Genomic DNA, 16910 nt, shown 5'->3' with positions numbered 1-16910 from the left:
TCAATAGCGGCAGGAATATCCATTTGCCCCTGGCTGGAAAGTACAGGAACATTGGCACATTCGTCATCCCTGCCAGCAGCACTCATGCCGGGATGACAGGTTTACCGTGAATCAGCCCATATCAAGAGGCCATCCAACGATGATCGCCCAGCTGTCTACCAGCGCACCTGCCGTCAATTACCCGGAATTCCTCGAAGCCCTGCGTGGCAGCGGCTTCCGTGGCCAGATCAGCGCCGACTACGCGACCCGTACCGTGCTCGCCACCGACAACTCGATCTACCAGCGCCTGCCCCAGGCGGCGGTGTTCCCGCTGGATGCCGACGATGTCGCCAAGGTCGCCGCGCTGATGAACGACCCGCGCTTCCAGCAGATCCGCCTGACCCCGCGTGGCGGCGGTACCGGCACCAACGGCCAGTCGCTGACCGACGGCATCGTCGTCGACCTGTCGCGGCACATGAACAACATCCTCGAGATCAATCTCGAGGAGCGTTGGGTGCGGGTTCAGGCCGGCGTGGTCAAGGACCAGCTCAACGCCGCGCTCAAGCCTCACGGGCTGTTCTTTGCGCCCGAGCTGTCGACCTCCAACCGCGCCACCGTTGGCGGCATGATCAACACCGACGCCAGTGGCCAGGGCAGTTGCACTTACGGCAAGACCCGCGACCACGTGCTCGAGCTGCACAGCGTGCTGCTCGGTGGCGAACGCCTGCACACCCTGCCGATCGATGCTGCCGCGCTGGAGCAGGCCTGCGCCGCGCCTGGCCGTGCCGGCGAGGTTTATCGCATCGCCCGCGAGATCCAGGAAACCCAGGCTGAGCTGATCGAAAGCACCTTCCCCAAGCTCAACCGCTGCCTGACCGGCTACGACCTCGCGCACCTGCGCGACGAGCAGGGCCGCTTCAACCTCAACAGCGTGCTGTGCGGCGCCGAAGGCTCGCTGGGCTATGTGGTCGAGGCCAAGCTCAACGTGCTGCCGATCCCCAAGTACGCCGTGCTGGTCAACGTCCGCTACACCAGCTTCATGGACGCCCTGCGCGACGCCAACGCACTGATGGCGCACAAGCCGCTGTCGATCGAGACGGTCGACTCCAAGGTGCTCATGCTGGCGATGAAGGACATCGTCTGGCACAGCGTCGCCGAGTACTTCCCGGCCGACGCCGAGCGACCGACCCTGGGCATCAACCTGATCGAGTTCTGCGGCGACGAGCCGGGCGAGGTCAATGCGCGGGTGCAGGCGTTCATCGAGCACCTGCAGAGCGACCAGGGCGTCGAGCGAATCGGGCACACCCTGGCCGAGGGCTCGGAAGCGGTGACGCGGGTGTACACCATGCGCAAGCGCTCGGTGGGCCTGCTCGGTAACGTCGAAGGTGAGGTGCGTCCGCAACCCTTCGTCGAAGACACCGCAGTACCGCCGGAGCAGTTGGCCGACTACATCGCCGACTTCCGCGCGCTGCTCGACAGCTATGGCCTGGCCTACGGCATGTTCGGCCACGTCGATGCCGGCGTGCTGCACGTGCGCCCGGCGCTGGACATGAAGGACCCGGCCCAGGCCGCGCTGGTCAAGCCGATCTCCGATGCGGTCGCGGCGCTGACCCAGCGCTACGGTGGCTTGCTTTGGGGCGAGCACGGCAAGGGCCTGCGCTCGGAGTACGTGCCGGACTACTTCGGCGCGCTGTACCCGGCACTGCAGCGCCTCAAAGGCGCGTTCGACCCGCACAACCAGCTCAACCCCGGCAAGATCTGCACCCCGCCGGACAGCGCTGAAGGCCTGACCAAGGTCGATGGCGTGACCCTGCGCGGCGACCTCGACCGGACCATTGATGAGCGTGTCTGGCAAAGCTTTGGCAGCGCTGTGCACTGCAACGGCAACGGTGCCTGCTACAACTACGACCCCAACGACGCCATGTGCCCGTCGTGGAAGGCCACCCGCGAGCGTCAGCATTCGCCCAAGGGCCGCGCCTCGCTGATCCGCGAATGGCTGCGCCTGCAGGGTGCGGCGGACATCGACGTGCTGGCCGCAGCGCGCAGCAAGGTGTCCTGGCTCAAGGGGCTGCCAACGCGGCTGCGCAACAACCGTGCGCAGCAGCAGGGGCAGGCCGACTTCTCCCATGAAGTGTATGACGCCATGGCTGGCTGCCTGGCGTGCAAGTCCTGCGCGGGGCAGTGCCCGATCAAGGTCAATGTGCCGGACTTCCGCTCGCGCTTCCTCGAGCTCTACCACGGCCGCTATCAGCGCCCGCTGCGCGACTACCTGATCGGCTCGCTGGAGTTCAGCATCCCGTACCTGGCGCATGCGCCGGGGTTGTACAACGCGGTGATGGGCTCTAAGTGGGTGAGCACGCTGCTGGCGGACAAGATCGGCATGGTCGACAGCCCGCTGATCAGCCGCTTCAACTTCCAGGCCACCTTGACCCGCTGCCGCGTCGGCGTGGCCAGTGTGCCGGCGCTGCGCGAGCTGACCCCGGCCCAGCGCGAGCGCAGTATCGTGCTGGTCCAGGATGCCTTCACCCGCTACTTCGAGACGCCGCTGCTGGCGTCGTTCATCGAGCTGGCCCATCGCCTTGGGCATCGGGTGTTCCTCGCGCCCTACAGCGCCAACGGCAAGCCGCTGCACGTGCAGGGCTTCCTGGGGGCCTTCGCCAAGGCGGCGATTCGCAATGGCAGCCAGCTCAAGGCCCTGGCCGACTGCGGCGTGCCGTTGGTAGGCCTGGACCCGGCGATGACCTTGGTCTATCGCCAGGAGTACCAGAAGGTGCCGGGGCTGGAGGATTGTCCGAAGGTGCTGTTGCCGCAGGAGTGGCTGATCGACGTGCTGCCTGAGCAGGCGGCGGCCAACCCCGGCAATTACCGCTTGATGGCGCACTGCACCGAGAAGACCAACGTGCCGGCCAGTACCCGTCAGTGGGAGCAGGTGTTCGCGCGGATGGGGCTCAAGCTGGTCACCGAGGCCACCGGTTGCTGCGGCATGTCGGGCACCTATGGCCACGAGGCGCGCAACCAGGAGACCTCGCGGACCATCTTCGAGCAGTCGTGGGCGACCAAGCTGGACAAGGAAGGCGAAGCGTTGGCGACCGGCTATTCGTGCCGCAGCCAGGTCAAGCGTCTGGCGGATCGACAGATGCGCCATCCGCTGGAAGTGGTGTTGCAGTTCGCCCAGCGCTAGTCAGCCAGGTAGAGGTCGGCTGTGCCGGCCTCTTCGCGGGTAAACCCGCTCCCACAGGATCCCTGCAATGTCCGAATCCTAGGGTTAGCTCAGATCCCTGTGGGAGCGGGTTTACCCGCGAAAAGCCCGCGCAGATCTTCAGCCAGGTCGCGGTGCGTCGCGCAATCGGCGCGCCTGGCGATACAGGTACAGGCTCAGCACCAGCCCGCAACACGACGCCGCCGCGGCAAACAGGAACATCGACGCGAAGCCAAAACCCGATGCCACCGCACCCACCAGCGGCCCGGTGATCCCCAGCGACAGATCGATGAACAGCGAATACGCCCCCACCGCCGCCCCGCGGTTGGCTGCCGACACCTGGTTCACCGCTTCCACGCCCAGCGCCGGAAACACCAGCGAGAAACCGAAGCCGCTCAATGCCGCCCCGGCCAGGGCAATCTCCGCAGTCGGTGCCTGCCACAGCATCAGCAGCCCCAGCGTCTCCACTGACAGGCAGACGATCGCCACGCGAAACCCGCCAATCCGGTTGATCAGGTTGCCGAACAGCAACCGTGCACAGATGAAGCTGGCGCCGAACAGGCTCAGCGTCAGTGCAGCGCTCGGCCAATCCCGGCTGGCGTAGTACAGGGTGATAAACGTGGCGATGGTGCCAAAGCCGATCGACCCCAGGGCCAGCCCGGACCCATGCGGCAAGACCTTGCCCAGCACCTGCAGGAACGGCAGGCGCACGCCGCTGACGATCGGCGCTGCACGCTTGGGCCAGGCCAGCAGCAGGCCGATGACAGCCAGCAGGATGATGCTCACGCCCATGCTCCACAGCCCCCACTGCTTGACCATCAGCACCCCGAGCGGTGCGCCGACGGCCAGTGCGCCATAGCTGGCAATGCCGTTCCAGGAGATCACCTTGGCCGTGTTTTGCGCGCCAACCCGGCCGATCCCCCAGCCAATCGAGCCGGAGCCGACCAGGCTTTCGGCGCTGCCGAGCACCAGGCGGCCGATCAGCAGGCAGCTCAGGCTCAGCCAGGGCAGGTGGCTGAGGAAGGCGCAGGCAAGCATGAACACGCCACTCATGCCGCAGCCGAGCAGGCCATACATGACGGCCTTCTTGCTGCCGAGGTTGTCGATGATGCGGCTGGCGGTGGGGCGGCTGAGCAGGGTGGCGAGGTACTGCACGCTGATCACCAGGCCCGCGACGACGGCGCTGAAGCCCAGCTCGTTGTGCACGTAGCCAGGTAGCACGGCCAGGGGGATGCCGATGTTCAGGTAGCCGATAAAGGTGAACAGGACGATCGAGACGACTTGCAGGGTGACCGCAAGGGGGCGCGGTGAGTCGGGCATTGAAGGGCTTCGTGGGCAGGGGGTCTGGACGGTGTGAAAACGCGATGACGTGGGAGTTCCCGTGAGTCAGCCGTTTTCACACTGTCGTGCGCGGTTATTCCTGATCAGCGCTGGATGTATCGTCGCCATCCTCGACGGCAGGCGTCGGTTCGGAGTGAGCGGCAACGGTGTGCTCTTCTGGGTTCAAGCTTGGGAAGGGAAGATTCGGGATTTCATGCATCTCGTCGTTCCTCGCAAGTGTGAGTGAAAAGGCTGCGCCAGGCGCGTTCGTGGCTTTTAAAAAGCTTGGGCAGGATACAGCAGTCTGCATGACAGTTTGAACTTTTCGGCTGTCAGTTGTCGGTTTTGCGGGCGGATACCGGACGGGGCGGGGCTGGAGAGCAATCGCGGGGCTAGCCCGCGATCGGCTGGCGGCGGGGTTTACTTGCGGCCTTCGGCGGTTTCGGCAACCTTGTCGGTGCGCGCGCACATGATGAAGTCGTTGCGGTGCAGGCCCTTGATCGAGTGGCTCCACCAGGTCACGGTGACCTTGCCCCACTCGGTCAGCAGGCCTGGGTGATGGCCTTCAGCCTCGGCAATTTCGCCAACCGCGTTGGTGAACGCCAGCGCGTGCTTGAAGTTCTTGAACAGGAACACCCGCTCGAGCTCCATGTGCCCGTCACGGGTTTCGATGTTCCAGTCGGGGATCTCGCGGATCAACTGCGCCAGTTCATCGTCGCTGACTTTCGGCGCATCGGCGCGGCAGGCTTCGCAGTGAGCTTGGTTCAAGGCATTCATGGGTGTCATTCCGATTTGAGTTGTTATCGTCAAGGCGGCTCAGGCCGCGACCTTGGGTGGAAACTTCGGTGCGTGCAGGCCGAGCTGCATGCCCTGCTGGACCATCGCCATGATGTCTTCGTGGGCGAGGTCGAACAGGCGCTTGAGGTTCGGCAGGACGAAGTACACCGGCTGCAGGATGTCGATGCGGTACGGCGTGCGCATCGCTTCGACCGGGTCGAACGCCTGGTGCTCGGGCGCGTCGGACAGGCTGTAGACGGTTTCCTTGGGTGACGAGAGGATGCCGCCGCCATAGATCCGCCGACCCTGCGGCGTGTCCATCAGGCCGAACTCGATGGTCATCCAGTACAGGCGCGCCAGGTACACACGCTGTTCCTTGGTCGCGGCCAGGCCGAGCTTGCCATAAGTGTGGGTGAATTCGGCGAACCACGGGTTGGTCAGCAGCGGGCAGTGGCCAAAGATCTCGTGGAAGATGTCCGGCTCCTGCAGGTAGTCCAGCTCCTCGGGCGTGCGAATAAAGGTGGCGACCGGGAAGCGCTTGCTGGCGAGCAACTCGAAAAAGGTCTGGAAGGGGATCAGCGCGGGTACCCGGGCGACCTGCCAGCCGGTGGTGGCCCCCAGCACCTTGTTGACCTCGCCAAGCTGCGGGATGCGCTCGTGCGGCAGCTTGAGCTGCTCGATGCCGTCCAGGTATTCCTGGCAGGCGCGGCCCTCGATCACTTTCAGCTGGCGGGTGATCAGGGTGTTCCAGACCGCATGTTCCGCTTGCGGGTAATCGATAAAACCGTGCGCATCGGGCTCGCGTGCCACGTAGTGCGTCTGTTTCATGCGGCTCTCCTGGTGAAGGGCTTTATTGTTTTGATCGCGACATGGCTAAGAAATATCCCCTCGGCGTTGGCTTTGCACGGGGTGTGAGGCGTTTTCAGAGGGGCCCGCACGCTGTTTTCGTAACGTAAATTTTACAAAACAGGGTATCTCCAGGAAAATCACGCAGATCAAGCCGACCTATTGCCGTTTTCTGTCAGCTTATCTTTACGACTTTTCCGCGTGCCGATGAAAAATCTGGCCGCTTAGAGAGCTCTCCATGCGTATCAAAGTGCATTGCCAGAACCGCATCGGCATTCTTCGAGACATCCTCAACCTGCTCGTGGAGTACGGCATCAACGTGTTGCGCGGCGAGGTTGGGGGTGACCACGGCAATGCCATCTACCTGCATTGCCCGAACCTGGTGAACCTGCAGTTCCAGGCGCTACGGCCGAAGTTCGAGGCGATTGCCGGGGTATTTGGCGTCAAGCGGGTAGGGCTGATGCCCAGTGAGCGTCGGCATATGGAGCTCAACGCCTTGCTCGGCGCGCTGGAGTTTCCGGTGCTGTCGGTCGACATGGGCGGCAGCATCGTCGCTGCCAACCGAGCGGCGGCGCAGTTGCTCGGGGTGCGGGTCGACGAAGTGCCGGGTCTGCCGCTGGCGCGCTACGTCGAAGACTTTGACCTGCCCGAGCTGGTGCGGGCCAACAAGTCGCGGATCAACGGCCTGCGCATCAAGGTCAAGGGTGACGTGTTTCTCGCCGACATCGCGCCGTTGCAGTCCGAGCACGACGAGAGCGAGGCGCTGGCCGGGGCAGTGCTGACCCTGCACCGCGCCGACCGCATCGGCGAGCGCATCTATAACGTGCGCAAGCAGGAGCTGCGCGGCTTCGACAGCATCTTCCAGAGCTCGAAAGTGATGGCGGCGGTGGTCCGCGAGGCGCGGCGCATGGCGCCGCTGGATGCGCCGCTGCTGATCGAGGGCGAAACCGGCACCGGCAAGGAGCTGCTGGCGCGTGCCTGTCACCTGGCCAGCCCGCGCGGCCAGGCGCCGCTGATGGCGCTCAATTGCGCCGGGCTGCCGGAGTCGATGGCCGAGACCGAGCTGTTCGGCTACGGCCCGGGTGCCTTCGAGGGTGCGCGCGCTGAAGGCAAGCTCGGGCTGCTGGAGCTGACGGCGGGCGGCACGTTGTTTCTCGACGGCGTGGCGGAGATGAGCCCGCGGCTGCAGGTCAAGCTGCTGCGCTTCCTGCAGGATGGCTGTTTTCGGCGGGTGGGTAGTGACGAGGAGGTGTACCTGGATGTGCGGGTGATCTGCGCGACCCAGGTCGACTTGTCCGAGCTGTGCGCCCGGGGTGAGTTCCGTCAGGACCTGTATCACCGGCTGAATGTGCTGTCGCTGCATATTCCGCCCCTGCGCGAATGCATGGACGGCCTGGAAGGGCTGGTGCAGCACTTTCTCGACCAGGCCAGCCGGCAGATCGGTTGCCCGTTACCGCGGCTGGCGCCGGCGGCAATGGATAAACTCGCGCACTATCATTGGCCGGGCAATGTTCGCCAATTGGAAAACGTATTGTTCCAGGCAGTTTCATTGTGTGAAGGCGGGGTGGTGAAGAGCGAACATATCCGGTTGCCGGATTATGGTGTGCGCCAACCGTTGGGCGAGTTTTCCCTGGAAGGTGAACTTTCGCAAATTGTCGGGCGGTTTGAAAAAGCCGTATTGGAATCGCTGGTGGCGGAGTTTCCCAGTAGTCGGGCGCTCGGTAAACGACTGGGTGTGTCGCATACAACGATTGCCAACAAGTTGCGCGAATATTCGCTAAATAAAACAGGTGATTAATGGCACTTTAATAAATACTGCTGCCCCTGTGGGAGCGGCCTTGTGTCGCGAAAGGGCCCCGCAGGGGCCCCAGTTCGCCACGCTTAACCGTTAGAGCAACCGTTGCCCATCACGCGGTATTCGAGAATGTGCTTCTGGCCTTTGGAATCTTCATAGGTCATGCGTGCGGGTACCACTTCGCAGACGTTGGGCACTTCGCTCATGGACAGCACGCGGGCAATGTCCAGGTGTTGCGAGTAGCTGTACGGTTCCACCGGAATCTGCTCGACATCGTTTGCAACTTCGCCGGCCATCGCCGCGCTGCAAAGACCGCCAAGTACCAATGCCAGTAACGCTTTCATGTTCTATTTACCTGTCTAAGGTCGAGAGAGGGCGCGCGGCGTTCATCACGCCGCGTGTACAACGGGTTTTAAACTTTCGCAGTGAGAGGGATTAACGCTTGCCTTCGTGGGGGCTGTTACCAGAAGTTAATCGCTTTGCCGTTGTTGGCGAGATGAATTCTAGGCCTCGGCCCCTGGCTGAAACAGAGCGGGTTTTGATAAAGACTGTTGACAGAATCTGTAACAATCCCCGGCAGGCTACTTTCAGGTTGCTGGCTAATTGCCGGCGTCGCGCGGACTAGAGCGGTCGCGCAAAATCGCTCGGGTTGCGCAGGGGTGTGCTACTACCAACGTCGAATGGCCATTGGCGCTCTGGTACAGTTACAAACGTTCCCATACAAAAACAACTATTACACCGAGGTAACACAGATGAGTGCGGCTCCACTGTATCCCGTTCGTCCCGAGGTTGCGGCCACTACCCTGACCGACGAGGCCACCTACAAGGCCATGTACCAGCAGTCGGTGATCAACCCCGACGGCTTCTGGCGCGAGCAGGCCCAGCGCCTGGACTGGATCAAGCCGTTCACCAAGGTCAAGCAGACCTCCTTCGACGACCACCATGTCGACATCAAGTGGTTTGCCGACGGTACCCTCAACGTGTCCTACAACTGCCTGGACCGTCACCTCGAAACGCGCGGTGACCAGGTAGCGATCATCTGGGAAGGCGATGACCCTTCCGAAAGCCGCAACATCACCTACCGCGAGCTGCACGAGCAGGTCTGCAAGTTCGCCAACGCCTTGCGCGGCCAGGATGTGCACCGCGGCGACGTGGTGACGATCTACATGCCGATGATCCCCGAAGCCGTGGTCGCCATGCTGGCCTGTGCGCGGATCGGCGCGATCCACTCGGTGGTGTTCGGCGGCTTCTCGCCCGAGGCCCTGGCCGGGCGCATCATCGACTGCAAGTCGAAGATCGTCATCACCGCCGACGAAGGCGTGCGGGGCGGCAAGCGTACCCCGCTCAAGGGCAACGTCGACCTGGCGCTGACCAACCCGGAAACCAGCAGCGTGCAGAAGATCATCGTGTGCAAGCGCACCGGTGGCGAGATCGCCTGGCACCAGCACCGCGACATCTGGTTCGAAGACCTGATGAAGGTTGCCTCCAGTCACTGCGCGCCGAAGGAAATGGGCGCCGAAGAAGCGCTGTTCATCCTCTACACCTCCGGCTCCACCGGCAAGCCCAAGGGCGTGCTGCACACCACCGGCGGCTACATGGTGTACGCCGCGCTGACCCATGAGCGGGTGTTCGACTACCGCCCGGGTGAAGTCTACTGGTGCACCGCCGACGTCGGCTGGGTCACCGGCCACAGCTACATCGTCTACGGCCCGCTGGCCAATGGCGCCACCACCGTGCTGTTCGAGGGCGTGCCGAACTACCCGGACATCACCCGCGTGTCGAAGATCATCGACAAGCACAAGGTCAATATCCTCTACACCGCGCCGACCGCGATCCGCGCGATGATGGCCGAAGGGCAGGCCGCCGTGGCCGGTGCCGACGGTTCCAGCCTGCGCCTGTTGGGTTCGGTGGGTGAGCCGATCAACCCTGAAGCGTGGAACTGGTACCACCAGGCGGTCGGCAAGTCGCGCTGCCCGATCGTCGACACCTGGTGGCAGACCGAAACCGGCGGCATCCTGATCAGCCCGCTGCCTGGCGCCACCGCCCTCAAGCCAGGCTCGGCGACGCGGCCGTTCTTTGGTGTGGTGCCGGCGCTGGTCGACAACCTGGGCAACCTCATCGAGGGGGCCGCCGAGGGCAACCTGGTGATCCTCGATTCGTGGCCAGGCCAGTCGCGTTCGCTGTACGGCGACCATGACCGTTTCGTCGACACCTACTTCAAGACCTTCCGCGGCATGTACTTCACCGGTGACGGTGCGCGTCGCGACGAAGACGGCTACTACTGGATCACCGGTCGCGTGGATGACGTGCTCAACGTGTCCGGTCACCGCATGGGTACCGCCGAGATCGAAAGCGCGATGGTCGCCCATGCCAAGGTCGCCGAGGCTGCCGTGGTCGGGGTCCCGCACGACATCAAGGGGCAGGGCATCTACGTCTATGTGACGCTCATTTCCGGTGTCGAGCCGAGCGAGCAGCTGCGCCTGGAGCTGAAAAACTGGGTGCGCAAGGAGATCGGCCCGATCGCCTCGCCGGATGTCATCCAGTGGGCGCCTGGCCTGCCCAAGACCCGTTCGGGCAAGATCATGCGGCGCATCCTGCGCAAGATCGCCACGGCCGAGTATGGCGCGCTGGGGGATATCTCGACGCTGGCCGACCCAGGCGTGGTGCAGCACCTGATCGATACCCACAAGCAGATGAACCTGGCCTCGGCCTGACCCTGCCGGGGCCGCCCGACGGCCCCGGCTTGCAGGCCCATCAGCGAACCCCGCCACGCAACGGCGGGGTTCTTGCATTCTGTTACCTCGACAGTTACCTCGACATTCATCGGTAACCGTTTTCTGTCACGCCTGCGCGCAACAATGGGGCACTCAGAAACATCAAGGCGCAAAAATCGGGCGTTTTCGCACCCATCGCGTGCGCTGCGTCACGCTACACTTGCCGGAATACAAGGCTTTGCCAATAATAGGCGCACTTATTGCTTTGCTTACAGGTTGTTTTTCCTTTGGCTCTTGCATAATGAGCGAGAGCTGTCAATATCGCCCGCCGCGGTTTCAAGCGCTTCTATAACTAGTTGTCGCTTTGAAGAAATATCGACTAACGGGCTCTCGCTAGAATGCCAGTCACTCGCTCGTGGTCTGCGACATTGGTCGATACCCTGCGCGGCTCGCGTTGTACCCATTCGCATTCGGGCAGCTGTTACCCCTGCCTTGTATTGCCCCGTACCGATGGAGTTACCTGATGAAGAAGCTTGCACTGCTTGGCGCCCTGGCGCTGTCCGTGTTTTCCCTGGTATCGCACGCTGATGTAAAGCCGCTGAAAATCGGTATTGAAGCCGCCTACCCACCGTTCGCCTTCAAGCAGCCCGATGGCAGCATCGCCGGCTTCGACTACGACATCGGCAACGCCCTGTGCGCAGAGATGAAGGCCAAGTGCACCTGGGTCGAGCAAGAGTTCGACGGCCTGATCCCGGCCCTCAAGGTGCGCAAGATCGACGCTATCCTGTCGTCCATGTCGATCACCGATGACCGCAAGAAGTCGGTCGACTTCACCAACCGCTACTACCTGACTCCGGCCCGCCTGGTGATGAAGCAGGGCGCCACGGTCAGCGACTCGCTGGCTGAGCTCAAGGGCAAGAAGATCGGTGTTCAGCGCGGTTCGATCCACAACCGTTTCGCCAACGAAGTGCTGGCCCCGCAAGGCGCCACCGTCGTGCCGTACGGCACCCAGAACGAAATCTACCTGGACGTCGCTGCCGGCCGCCTGGACGGCACCGTGGCTGACGCTACGCTGCTGGAAGACGGCTTCCTGAAGACCGACGCCGGCAAGGGCTTCGCCTTTGTAGGCCCGGCCTTCACCGACGCCAAGTACTTCGGCGACGGCATCGGCATCGCCGTGCGCAAGGGCGACACGGAAAACGCCGAGCGGATCAACGCCGCCATCGCCGCGATCCGCGCCAATGGCACGTACAAGCAGATCCAGGACAAGTACTTCAATTTCGACATCTACGGCCCTGAAGCCAAGTAAGACGTCGAGCGTCACCTGTGCAATGGTGCAAACAGCAGAGGCTCTGAGGTTTGCACCATTTTTCATTCCCAAGGTCTGAGGAATCCCAATCATGTTGAAAGGCTACGGGGCAGTCATCCTCGATGGGGCGTGGCTGACGCTGCAGCTCGCCCTGTCGTCGATGGCCCTGGCCATCGTCCTTGGCCTGATCGGCGTGGCGCTACGCCTGTCGCCGGTACGCTGGCTGGCCTGGCTGGGCGATATGTACGCCACGGTGATCCGCGGCATTCCGGATCTGGTGCTGATCCTGCTGATCTTCTATGGCGGCCAGGACCTGCTCAACCGGCTGGCGCCGTTGCTCGGCTACGATGATTACATCGACCTCAATCCGTTGGTGGCGGGTATCGGTACGCTCGGGTTCATCTTTGGCGCCTACCTGTCGGAAACCTTCCGTGGGGCCTTCCTGGGCATTCCCAAGGGCCAGGCCGAGGCGGGTATGGCCTATGGCATGAGCAGCCGGCAGGTGTTCTTCCGGGTGATGGTGCCGCAGATGATCCGCCTGGCGATCCCGGGCTTCACCAACAACTGGCTGGTGTTGACCAAGGCCACGGCGCTGATTTCTGTCGTCGGCCTGCAGGACATGATGTTCAAGGCCAAGCAGGCGGCCGATGCCACCCGCGAACCCTTCACCTTCTTCCTGGCGGTGGCGGCGTTGTACCTGGTGCTCACCAGTGTCTCGCTGCTGGCGTTGAAGTATCTCGAGAAGCGCTACTCGGTAGGCGTCAAGGCGGCTGAACTATGATCTTTGACTACAACGTCATCTGGGAAGCGCTGCCGCTGTACCTCGGTGGCCTGCTGACCACCCTCAAGCTGCTCGCGTTTTCGCTGCTGTTCGGCTTGCTGGCGGCGGTGCCGCTGGGCCTGATGCGGGTCTCCAAGCAGCCGCTGGTGAACATCAGCGCCTGGCTCTACACCTATGTCATCCGCGGTACGCCGATGCTGGTGCAGCTGTTCCTGATCTACTACGGGCTGGCCCAGTTCGAGGCCGTGCGCGAGAGCATCTTCTGGCCGTGGCTGTCGAGTGCGACCTTCTGCGCCTGCCTGGCGTTCGCCGTCAACACCAGTGCCTACACCGCAGAAATCATCGCCGGCAGCCTCAAGGCCACGCCGCATGGCGAGATCGAGGCGGCCAAGGCAATGGGCATGTCGCGCTTCAAGATGTACCGGCGCATCCTGCTGCCCTCGGCCATGCGCCGGGCGCTGCCGCAGTACAGCAACGAAGTGATCATGATGCTGCAGACCACCAGCCTGGCGTCGATCGTCACCCTGATCGACATCACCGGTGCCGCGCGCACGGTCAATGCCCAGTACTACCTGCCTTTCGAGGCCTATATCACGGCGGGCGTGTTTTACCTGTGCCTGACCTTCATCCTCGTGCGCCTGTTCAAGATGGCCGAACGCCGCTGGCTCGGCTACCTGGCGCCGCGCAAGCACTGACCGCTCTGTGAGAACCGACAGTATGTACAAACTCGAAGTCCAAGACCTGCACAAGCGCTATGGCAGCCATGAAGTACTCAAGGGCGTGTCCCTGGCTGCCAAGGCAGGCGATGTGATCAGCATCATCGGCTCCAGTGGTTCGGGCAAATCGACCTTCCTGCGCTGCATCAACCTGCTCGAGCAGCCGCATGCCGGCAAGATCCTCCTCAACAACGAGGAGCTCAAGCTGGTGGCCGGCAAGGAGGGCGCGCTCAAGGCCGCCGACCCGCGCCAGTTGCAGCGCATGCGTTCGCGCCTGTCGATGGTGTTCCAGCACTTCAACCTGTGGGCGCACATGACCGCTCTGGAAAACATCATCGAAGCGCCGGTGCACGTGCTGGGCATGAGCAAGAAGGAGGCGCTGGAAAAAGCCGAGCACTACCTGAACAAGGTCGGCGTCGCCCACCGCAAGGATGCCTACCCGGGGCACATGTCCGGCGGTGAGCAGCAGCGCGTGGCGATTGCCCGGGCACTGGCCATGGAGCCGGAAGTGATGCTGTTCGACGAGCCGACCTCGGCGCTCGACCCGGAGCTGGTCGGCGACGTCCTCAAGGTCATGCAGGCGCTGGCCCAGGAAGGCCGAACCATGGTCGTGGTGACGCATGAAATGGGCTTTGCCCGTGAAGTCTCCAACCAGCTGGTGTTCCTCCACAAGGGCGTGGTCGAGGAGCGCGGCGACCCGCGTGAAGTGCTGGTCAATCCGCAATCGGAGCGGCTCAAGCAGTTTCTCTCCGGCAGCCTGAAGTAAAGGCTGCACCTTTGCACCAGAATAGGGCATGCTGCGCAGCGAGCGCAGCCTGACCCGGCGCCACTGACTCGAATCACCTCAGGTTTCGGACCACGCCCTATGACCACCCAGCGAATCGGATTTCTCATCTGGCCCAGCACCAAGCCGTTGACCTTGGCGTTGGCCGAGGAAGCATTGCAGGTGGCTCAGCGGGTGCATCCGGAGGTCGTCTACGAACTGGCGTTTCTCCAGGCCGAACCCAGCGAGCAGGTGGGCTGGCGTTTGCCGGGCGAAGCCTGGAACGGTCGCCTGGAGGGCTTCCAGAAGCTCTTCCTGCTGGCCGACGAGCCACCCCAGGCCGTCACTGCCGCGCTGTCCAGCAGCCTCAAGCAACTGGCCCGCAGTGGTTGCATGATCGGCGCCTTGTCCGCTGGGGTGTATCCACTGGCCCTGCTCGGCTTGCTCGATGGCTATCGGGCGGCGGTGCATTGGCGCTGGCAGGATGATTTCGGCGAGCGCTTCCCCAAGGTGATCGCCACCAGCCATCTGTTCGACTGGGACCGCGACCGCCTGACCGCCTGCGGTGGCATGGCCGTGACCGACCTGCTGCTGGCGGTGCTGGCGCGCGATCATGGTGCCGAGCTGGCGGGGGCGGTGTCCGAGGAACTGGTGGTCGAGCGCATCCGCGAGGGTGGCGAGCGTCAGCGCATTCCCCTGCAGAACCGCCTCGGCTCCAGCCATCCGAAGCTGACCCAGGCAGTGCTGTTGATGGAGGCCAACATCGAAGAGCCGCTCACCACCGACGAGATCGCCCAGCATGTGTGTGTCTCGCGTCGGCAGCTCGAGCGGATCTTCAAGCAATACCTCAACCGCGTGCCCAGCCAGTATTACCTTGAGCTGCGCCTGAACAAGGCGCGGCAGATGCTCATGCAGACCAGCAAGTCGATCATCCAGATCGGCTTGTCGTGCGGGTTTTCGTCCGGGCCGCACTTCTCCAGCGCCTACCGCAACTTCTTTGGCGCCACCCCGCGCGAAGACCGCAACCAGCGCCGCAGCAACAGCCCGTTCGAGCTCAGCCCGGCGCCTGCCGAGCGCGGCTGACAGCGCCTCGCCGGGGCTGATCCCACGCACCCGCGGGCGAAGGGGTGAACACCTGTTCACCCATTTAGCGCTGGCCTCTCCCCGGCACTCCTTGCCTCCTTTACACTGCGCGATTGCGACACTGTTTGTCGCATTGCCGAAAGCCTGGGCTAAACAGGGTTTTGCGCTGTAACAAGTTGTCGCTTGGCCGCAAGGACAGGCGCCGATCAGTCCTTACAATCCCCCCATCGCTCGCCACTTCCAGGCCAGCGTTCCGCTTCAGGAGACTCAGATGTCCGTTGAGCAAGCCCCGGTGCAACGTGCCGATTTCGACCAGGTCATGGTTCCCAACTACTCCCCGGCGGCGTTCATTCCTGTGCGCGGCGAGGGCTCCCGCGTGTGGGACCAGTCGGGTCGCGAGCTGATCGACTTCGCCGGTGGCATCGCGGTAAACGCCCTCGGCCATTGCCACCCGGCACTGGTCAAGGCCCTGACCGAGCAGGCCAATACCCTCTGGCACGTGTCCAATGTGTTCACCAACGAGCCAGCCTTGCGCCTGGCACACAAGCTGGTGGACGCGACCTTTGCCGACAAGGCGTTCTTCTGCAACTCCGGCGCCGAGTCCAACGAGGCCGCCTTCAAGCTGGCCCGTCGCGTCGCGCATGACCGCTTCGGCCCTGACAAGCACGAAATCATCGCCACCGTGAACAGCTTCCACGGGCGTACCCTGTTCACCGTCAACGTCGGTGGCCAGCCCAAGTACTCCGACGGTTTCGGCCCGAAGATCGCCGGCATCAGCCATGTGCCGTACAACGACCTGGAAGCGCTCAAGGCGCAGATCTCCGACAAGACCTGCGCCGTGGTGATCGAGCCGATCCAGGGCGAGAGCGGGGTGGTCCCGGCCGACCTGGCCTACCTCGAAGGCGCACGCAAGCTGTGCGACGAGCACAACGCCCTGCTGATCTTCGACGAAGTGCAGACCGGCGTTGGCCGTACCGGCTCGCTGTACGCCTACCAGCACTACGGCGTGACCCCGGACATCCTGACCAGCGCCAAGAGCCTGGGCGGCGGCTTCCCGATCGGCGCCATGCTGACCACCGATGACCTCGCCAAGCACCTGGTCGCCGGTACCCACGGCACCACCTATGGCGGTAACCCGCTGGGCTGCGCGGTCGCCTGCGCGGTGCTGGACGTGATCAACACCCCTGAAACCCTCGCCGGGATCAAGGCCAAGCACGCGCGCTTCAAGGCACGCCTGGAGAAGATCGAGCTGTTCAGCCAGGTGCGTGGTGTGGGCCTGTTGATCGGCTGCGTGCTGACCGATGCCTGGAAAGGCAAGGCCAAGGACGTGCTCAATGCCGCTGAAAAAGAAGGCCTGATGGTGCTCCAGGCGGGCCCGGACGTCGTGCGTTTCGCGCCGAGCCTGGTGGTCGAGGACGCCGACATCGATGAAGGCCTGGACCGCTTCGAGCGCGCCGTGGCCACCCTGATCCAGGGCTGACAGCCCTGCGGTCCTGTCGCCGGCCAGGGGTTGATCCTGGCCTGGTCGGCGATACCTGAATTCCAGCGCGGGTGCGTTTCTGCAAGGGTGCACCCGCCGTTTTTCCGTGCCGAAACCGTGCGGCCGTATACCCGAAAGGAGTGACACC

General features: G+C 63.4%; 13 protein-coding genes. 9 read left to right on the top strand and 4 right to left on the bottom strand.

What is annotated here, in order from left to right:
• Positions 1-139: 139 nt before the first annotated feature.
• Positions 140-3160: a D-2-hydroxyglutarate dehydrogenase YdiJ gene (gene ydiJ / locus CCOS865_RS19025; RefSeq protein WP_119143664.1), complete on the top strand. Its 3021-nt coding sequence runs from the start codon at positions 140-142 to the stop codon at positions 3158-3160.
• Positions 3161-3298: 138 nt separating this feature from the next.
• Here the strand turns inward: ydiJ and CCOS865_RS19020 are convergent, their stop codons facing one another.
• The 3 genes from CCOS865_RS19020 to phhA form a co-directional block, all read right to left on the bottom strand.
• A complete protein-coding gene (locus CCOS865_RS19020) occupies positions 3299-4498 on the bottom strand; it encodes an MFS transporter (RefSeq protein ID WP_119143662.1) in 1200 nt (399 codons plus the stop codon).
• Between the two features lie 420 nt (positions 4499-4918).
• Positions 4919-5275, bottom strand: coding sequence for a 4a-hydroxytetrahydrobiopterin dehydratase (locus CCOS865_RS19015; RefSeq protein WP_119143661.1), 357 nt, complete (start codon positions 5273-5275; stop codon positions 4919-4921).
• Positions 5276-5314: 39 nt separating this feature from the next.
• Positions 5315-6103 (bottom strand): phenylalanine 4-monooxygenase, encoded by a 789-nt coding sequence (gene phhA / locus CCOS865_RS19010; RefSeq protein WP_119143659.1) that lies wholly within the window; start codon positions 6101-6103, stop codon positions 5315-5317.
• Between the two features lie 256 nt (positions 6104-6359).
• On the opposite strand from phhA, the gene CCOS865_RS19005 reads away from it, so the two are divergent.
• Positions 6360-7919, top strand: a complete 1560-nt coding sequence (locus tag CCOS865_RS19005; protein WP_119143658.1) for a sigma-54-dependent transcriptional regulator — start codon at positions 6360-6362, stop codon at positions 7917-7919.
• Between the two features lie 83 nt (positions 7920-8002).
• Here CCOS865_RS19005 and CCOS865_RS19000 read toward each other — a convergent pair whose 3' ends face one another.
• Complete coding sequence (locus tag CCOS865_RS19000; RefSeq protein WP_119143656.1) at positions 8003-8260, bottom strand: DUF2790 domain-containing protein; 258 nt, start codon at positions 8258-8260, stop codon at positions 8003-8005.
• Between the two features lie 408 nt (positions 8261-8668).
• On the opposite strand from CCOS865_RS19000, the gene acs reads away from it, so the two are divergent.
• The 7 genes from acs (at position 8669) to CCOS865_RS18960 (ending at position 16762) form a co-directional block, all read left to right on the top strand.
• Positions 8669-10630 (top strand): acetate--CoA ligase, encoded by a 1962-nt coding sequence (gene acs / locus CCOS865_RS18995; RefSeq protein ID WP_119143654.1) that lies wholly within the window; start codon positions 8669-8671, stop codon positions 10628-10630.
• Positions 10631-11153: 523 nt separating this feature from the next.
• Positions 11154-11939, top strand: coding sequence for an ABC transporter substrate-binding protein (locus CCOS865_RS18990; RefSeq protein ID WP_119143652.1), 786 nt, complete (start codon positions 11154-11156; stop codon positions 11937-11939).
• A gap of 91 nt (positions 11940-12030) precedes the next feature.
• The gene (locus CCOS865_RS18985; protein WP_119143650.1) at positions 12031-12720 is read left to right on the top strand and encodes an ABC transporter permease; all 690 of its coding nucleotides are present in this window, start codon (positions 12031-12033) and stop codon (positions 12718-12720) included.
• Positions 12717-13415 (top strand): ABC transporter permease, encoded by a 699-nt coding sequence (locus CCOS865_RS18980; protein ID WP_119143648.1) that lies wholly within the window; start codon positions 12717-12719, stop codon positions 13413-13415. The genes CCOS865_RS18985 and CCOS865_RS18980 overlap by 4 nt, the downstream gene beginning before the upstream one ends.
• Before the next feature lie 22 nt (positions 13416-13437).
• The gene (locus CCOS865_RS18975) at positions 13438-14202 is read left to right on the top strand and encodes an ABC transporter ATP-binding protein (RefSeq protein ID WP_119143645.1); all 765 of its coding nucleotides are present in this window, start codon (positions 13438-13440) and stop codon (positions 14200-14202) included.
• Between the two features lie 99 nt (positions 14203-14301).
• The gene (gene argR, locus CCOS865_RS18970; protein ID WP_119143644.1) at positions 14302-15282 is read left to right on the top strand and encodes a transcriptional regulator ArgR; all 981 of its coding nucleotides are present in this window, start codon (positions 14302-14304) and stop codon (positions 15280-15282) included.
• Positions 15283-15553: 271 nt separating this feature from the next.
• The gene (locus CCOS865_RS18960) at positions 15554-16762 is read left to right on the top strand and encodes an aspartate aminotransferase family protein (RefSeq protein WP_119143642.1); all 1209 of its coding nucleotides are present in this window, start codon (positions 15554-15556) and stop codon (positions 16760-16762) included.
• Positions 16763-16910 lie beyond the last annotated feature (148 nt).

This window comes from Pseudomonas reidholzensis (assembly GCF_900536025.1).
Taxonomy (GTDB): Bacteria; Pseudomonadota; Gammaproteobacteria; order Pseudomonadales; family Pseudomonadaceae; genus Aquipseudomonas; species Aquipseudomonas reidholzensis.
The sequence above is the reverse complement of the archived record's forward strand: the minus strand, read 5'-3'. Positions and strand labels throughout refer to the sequence as shown.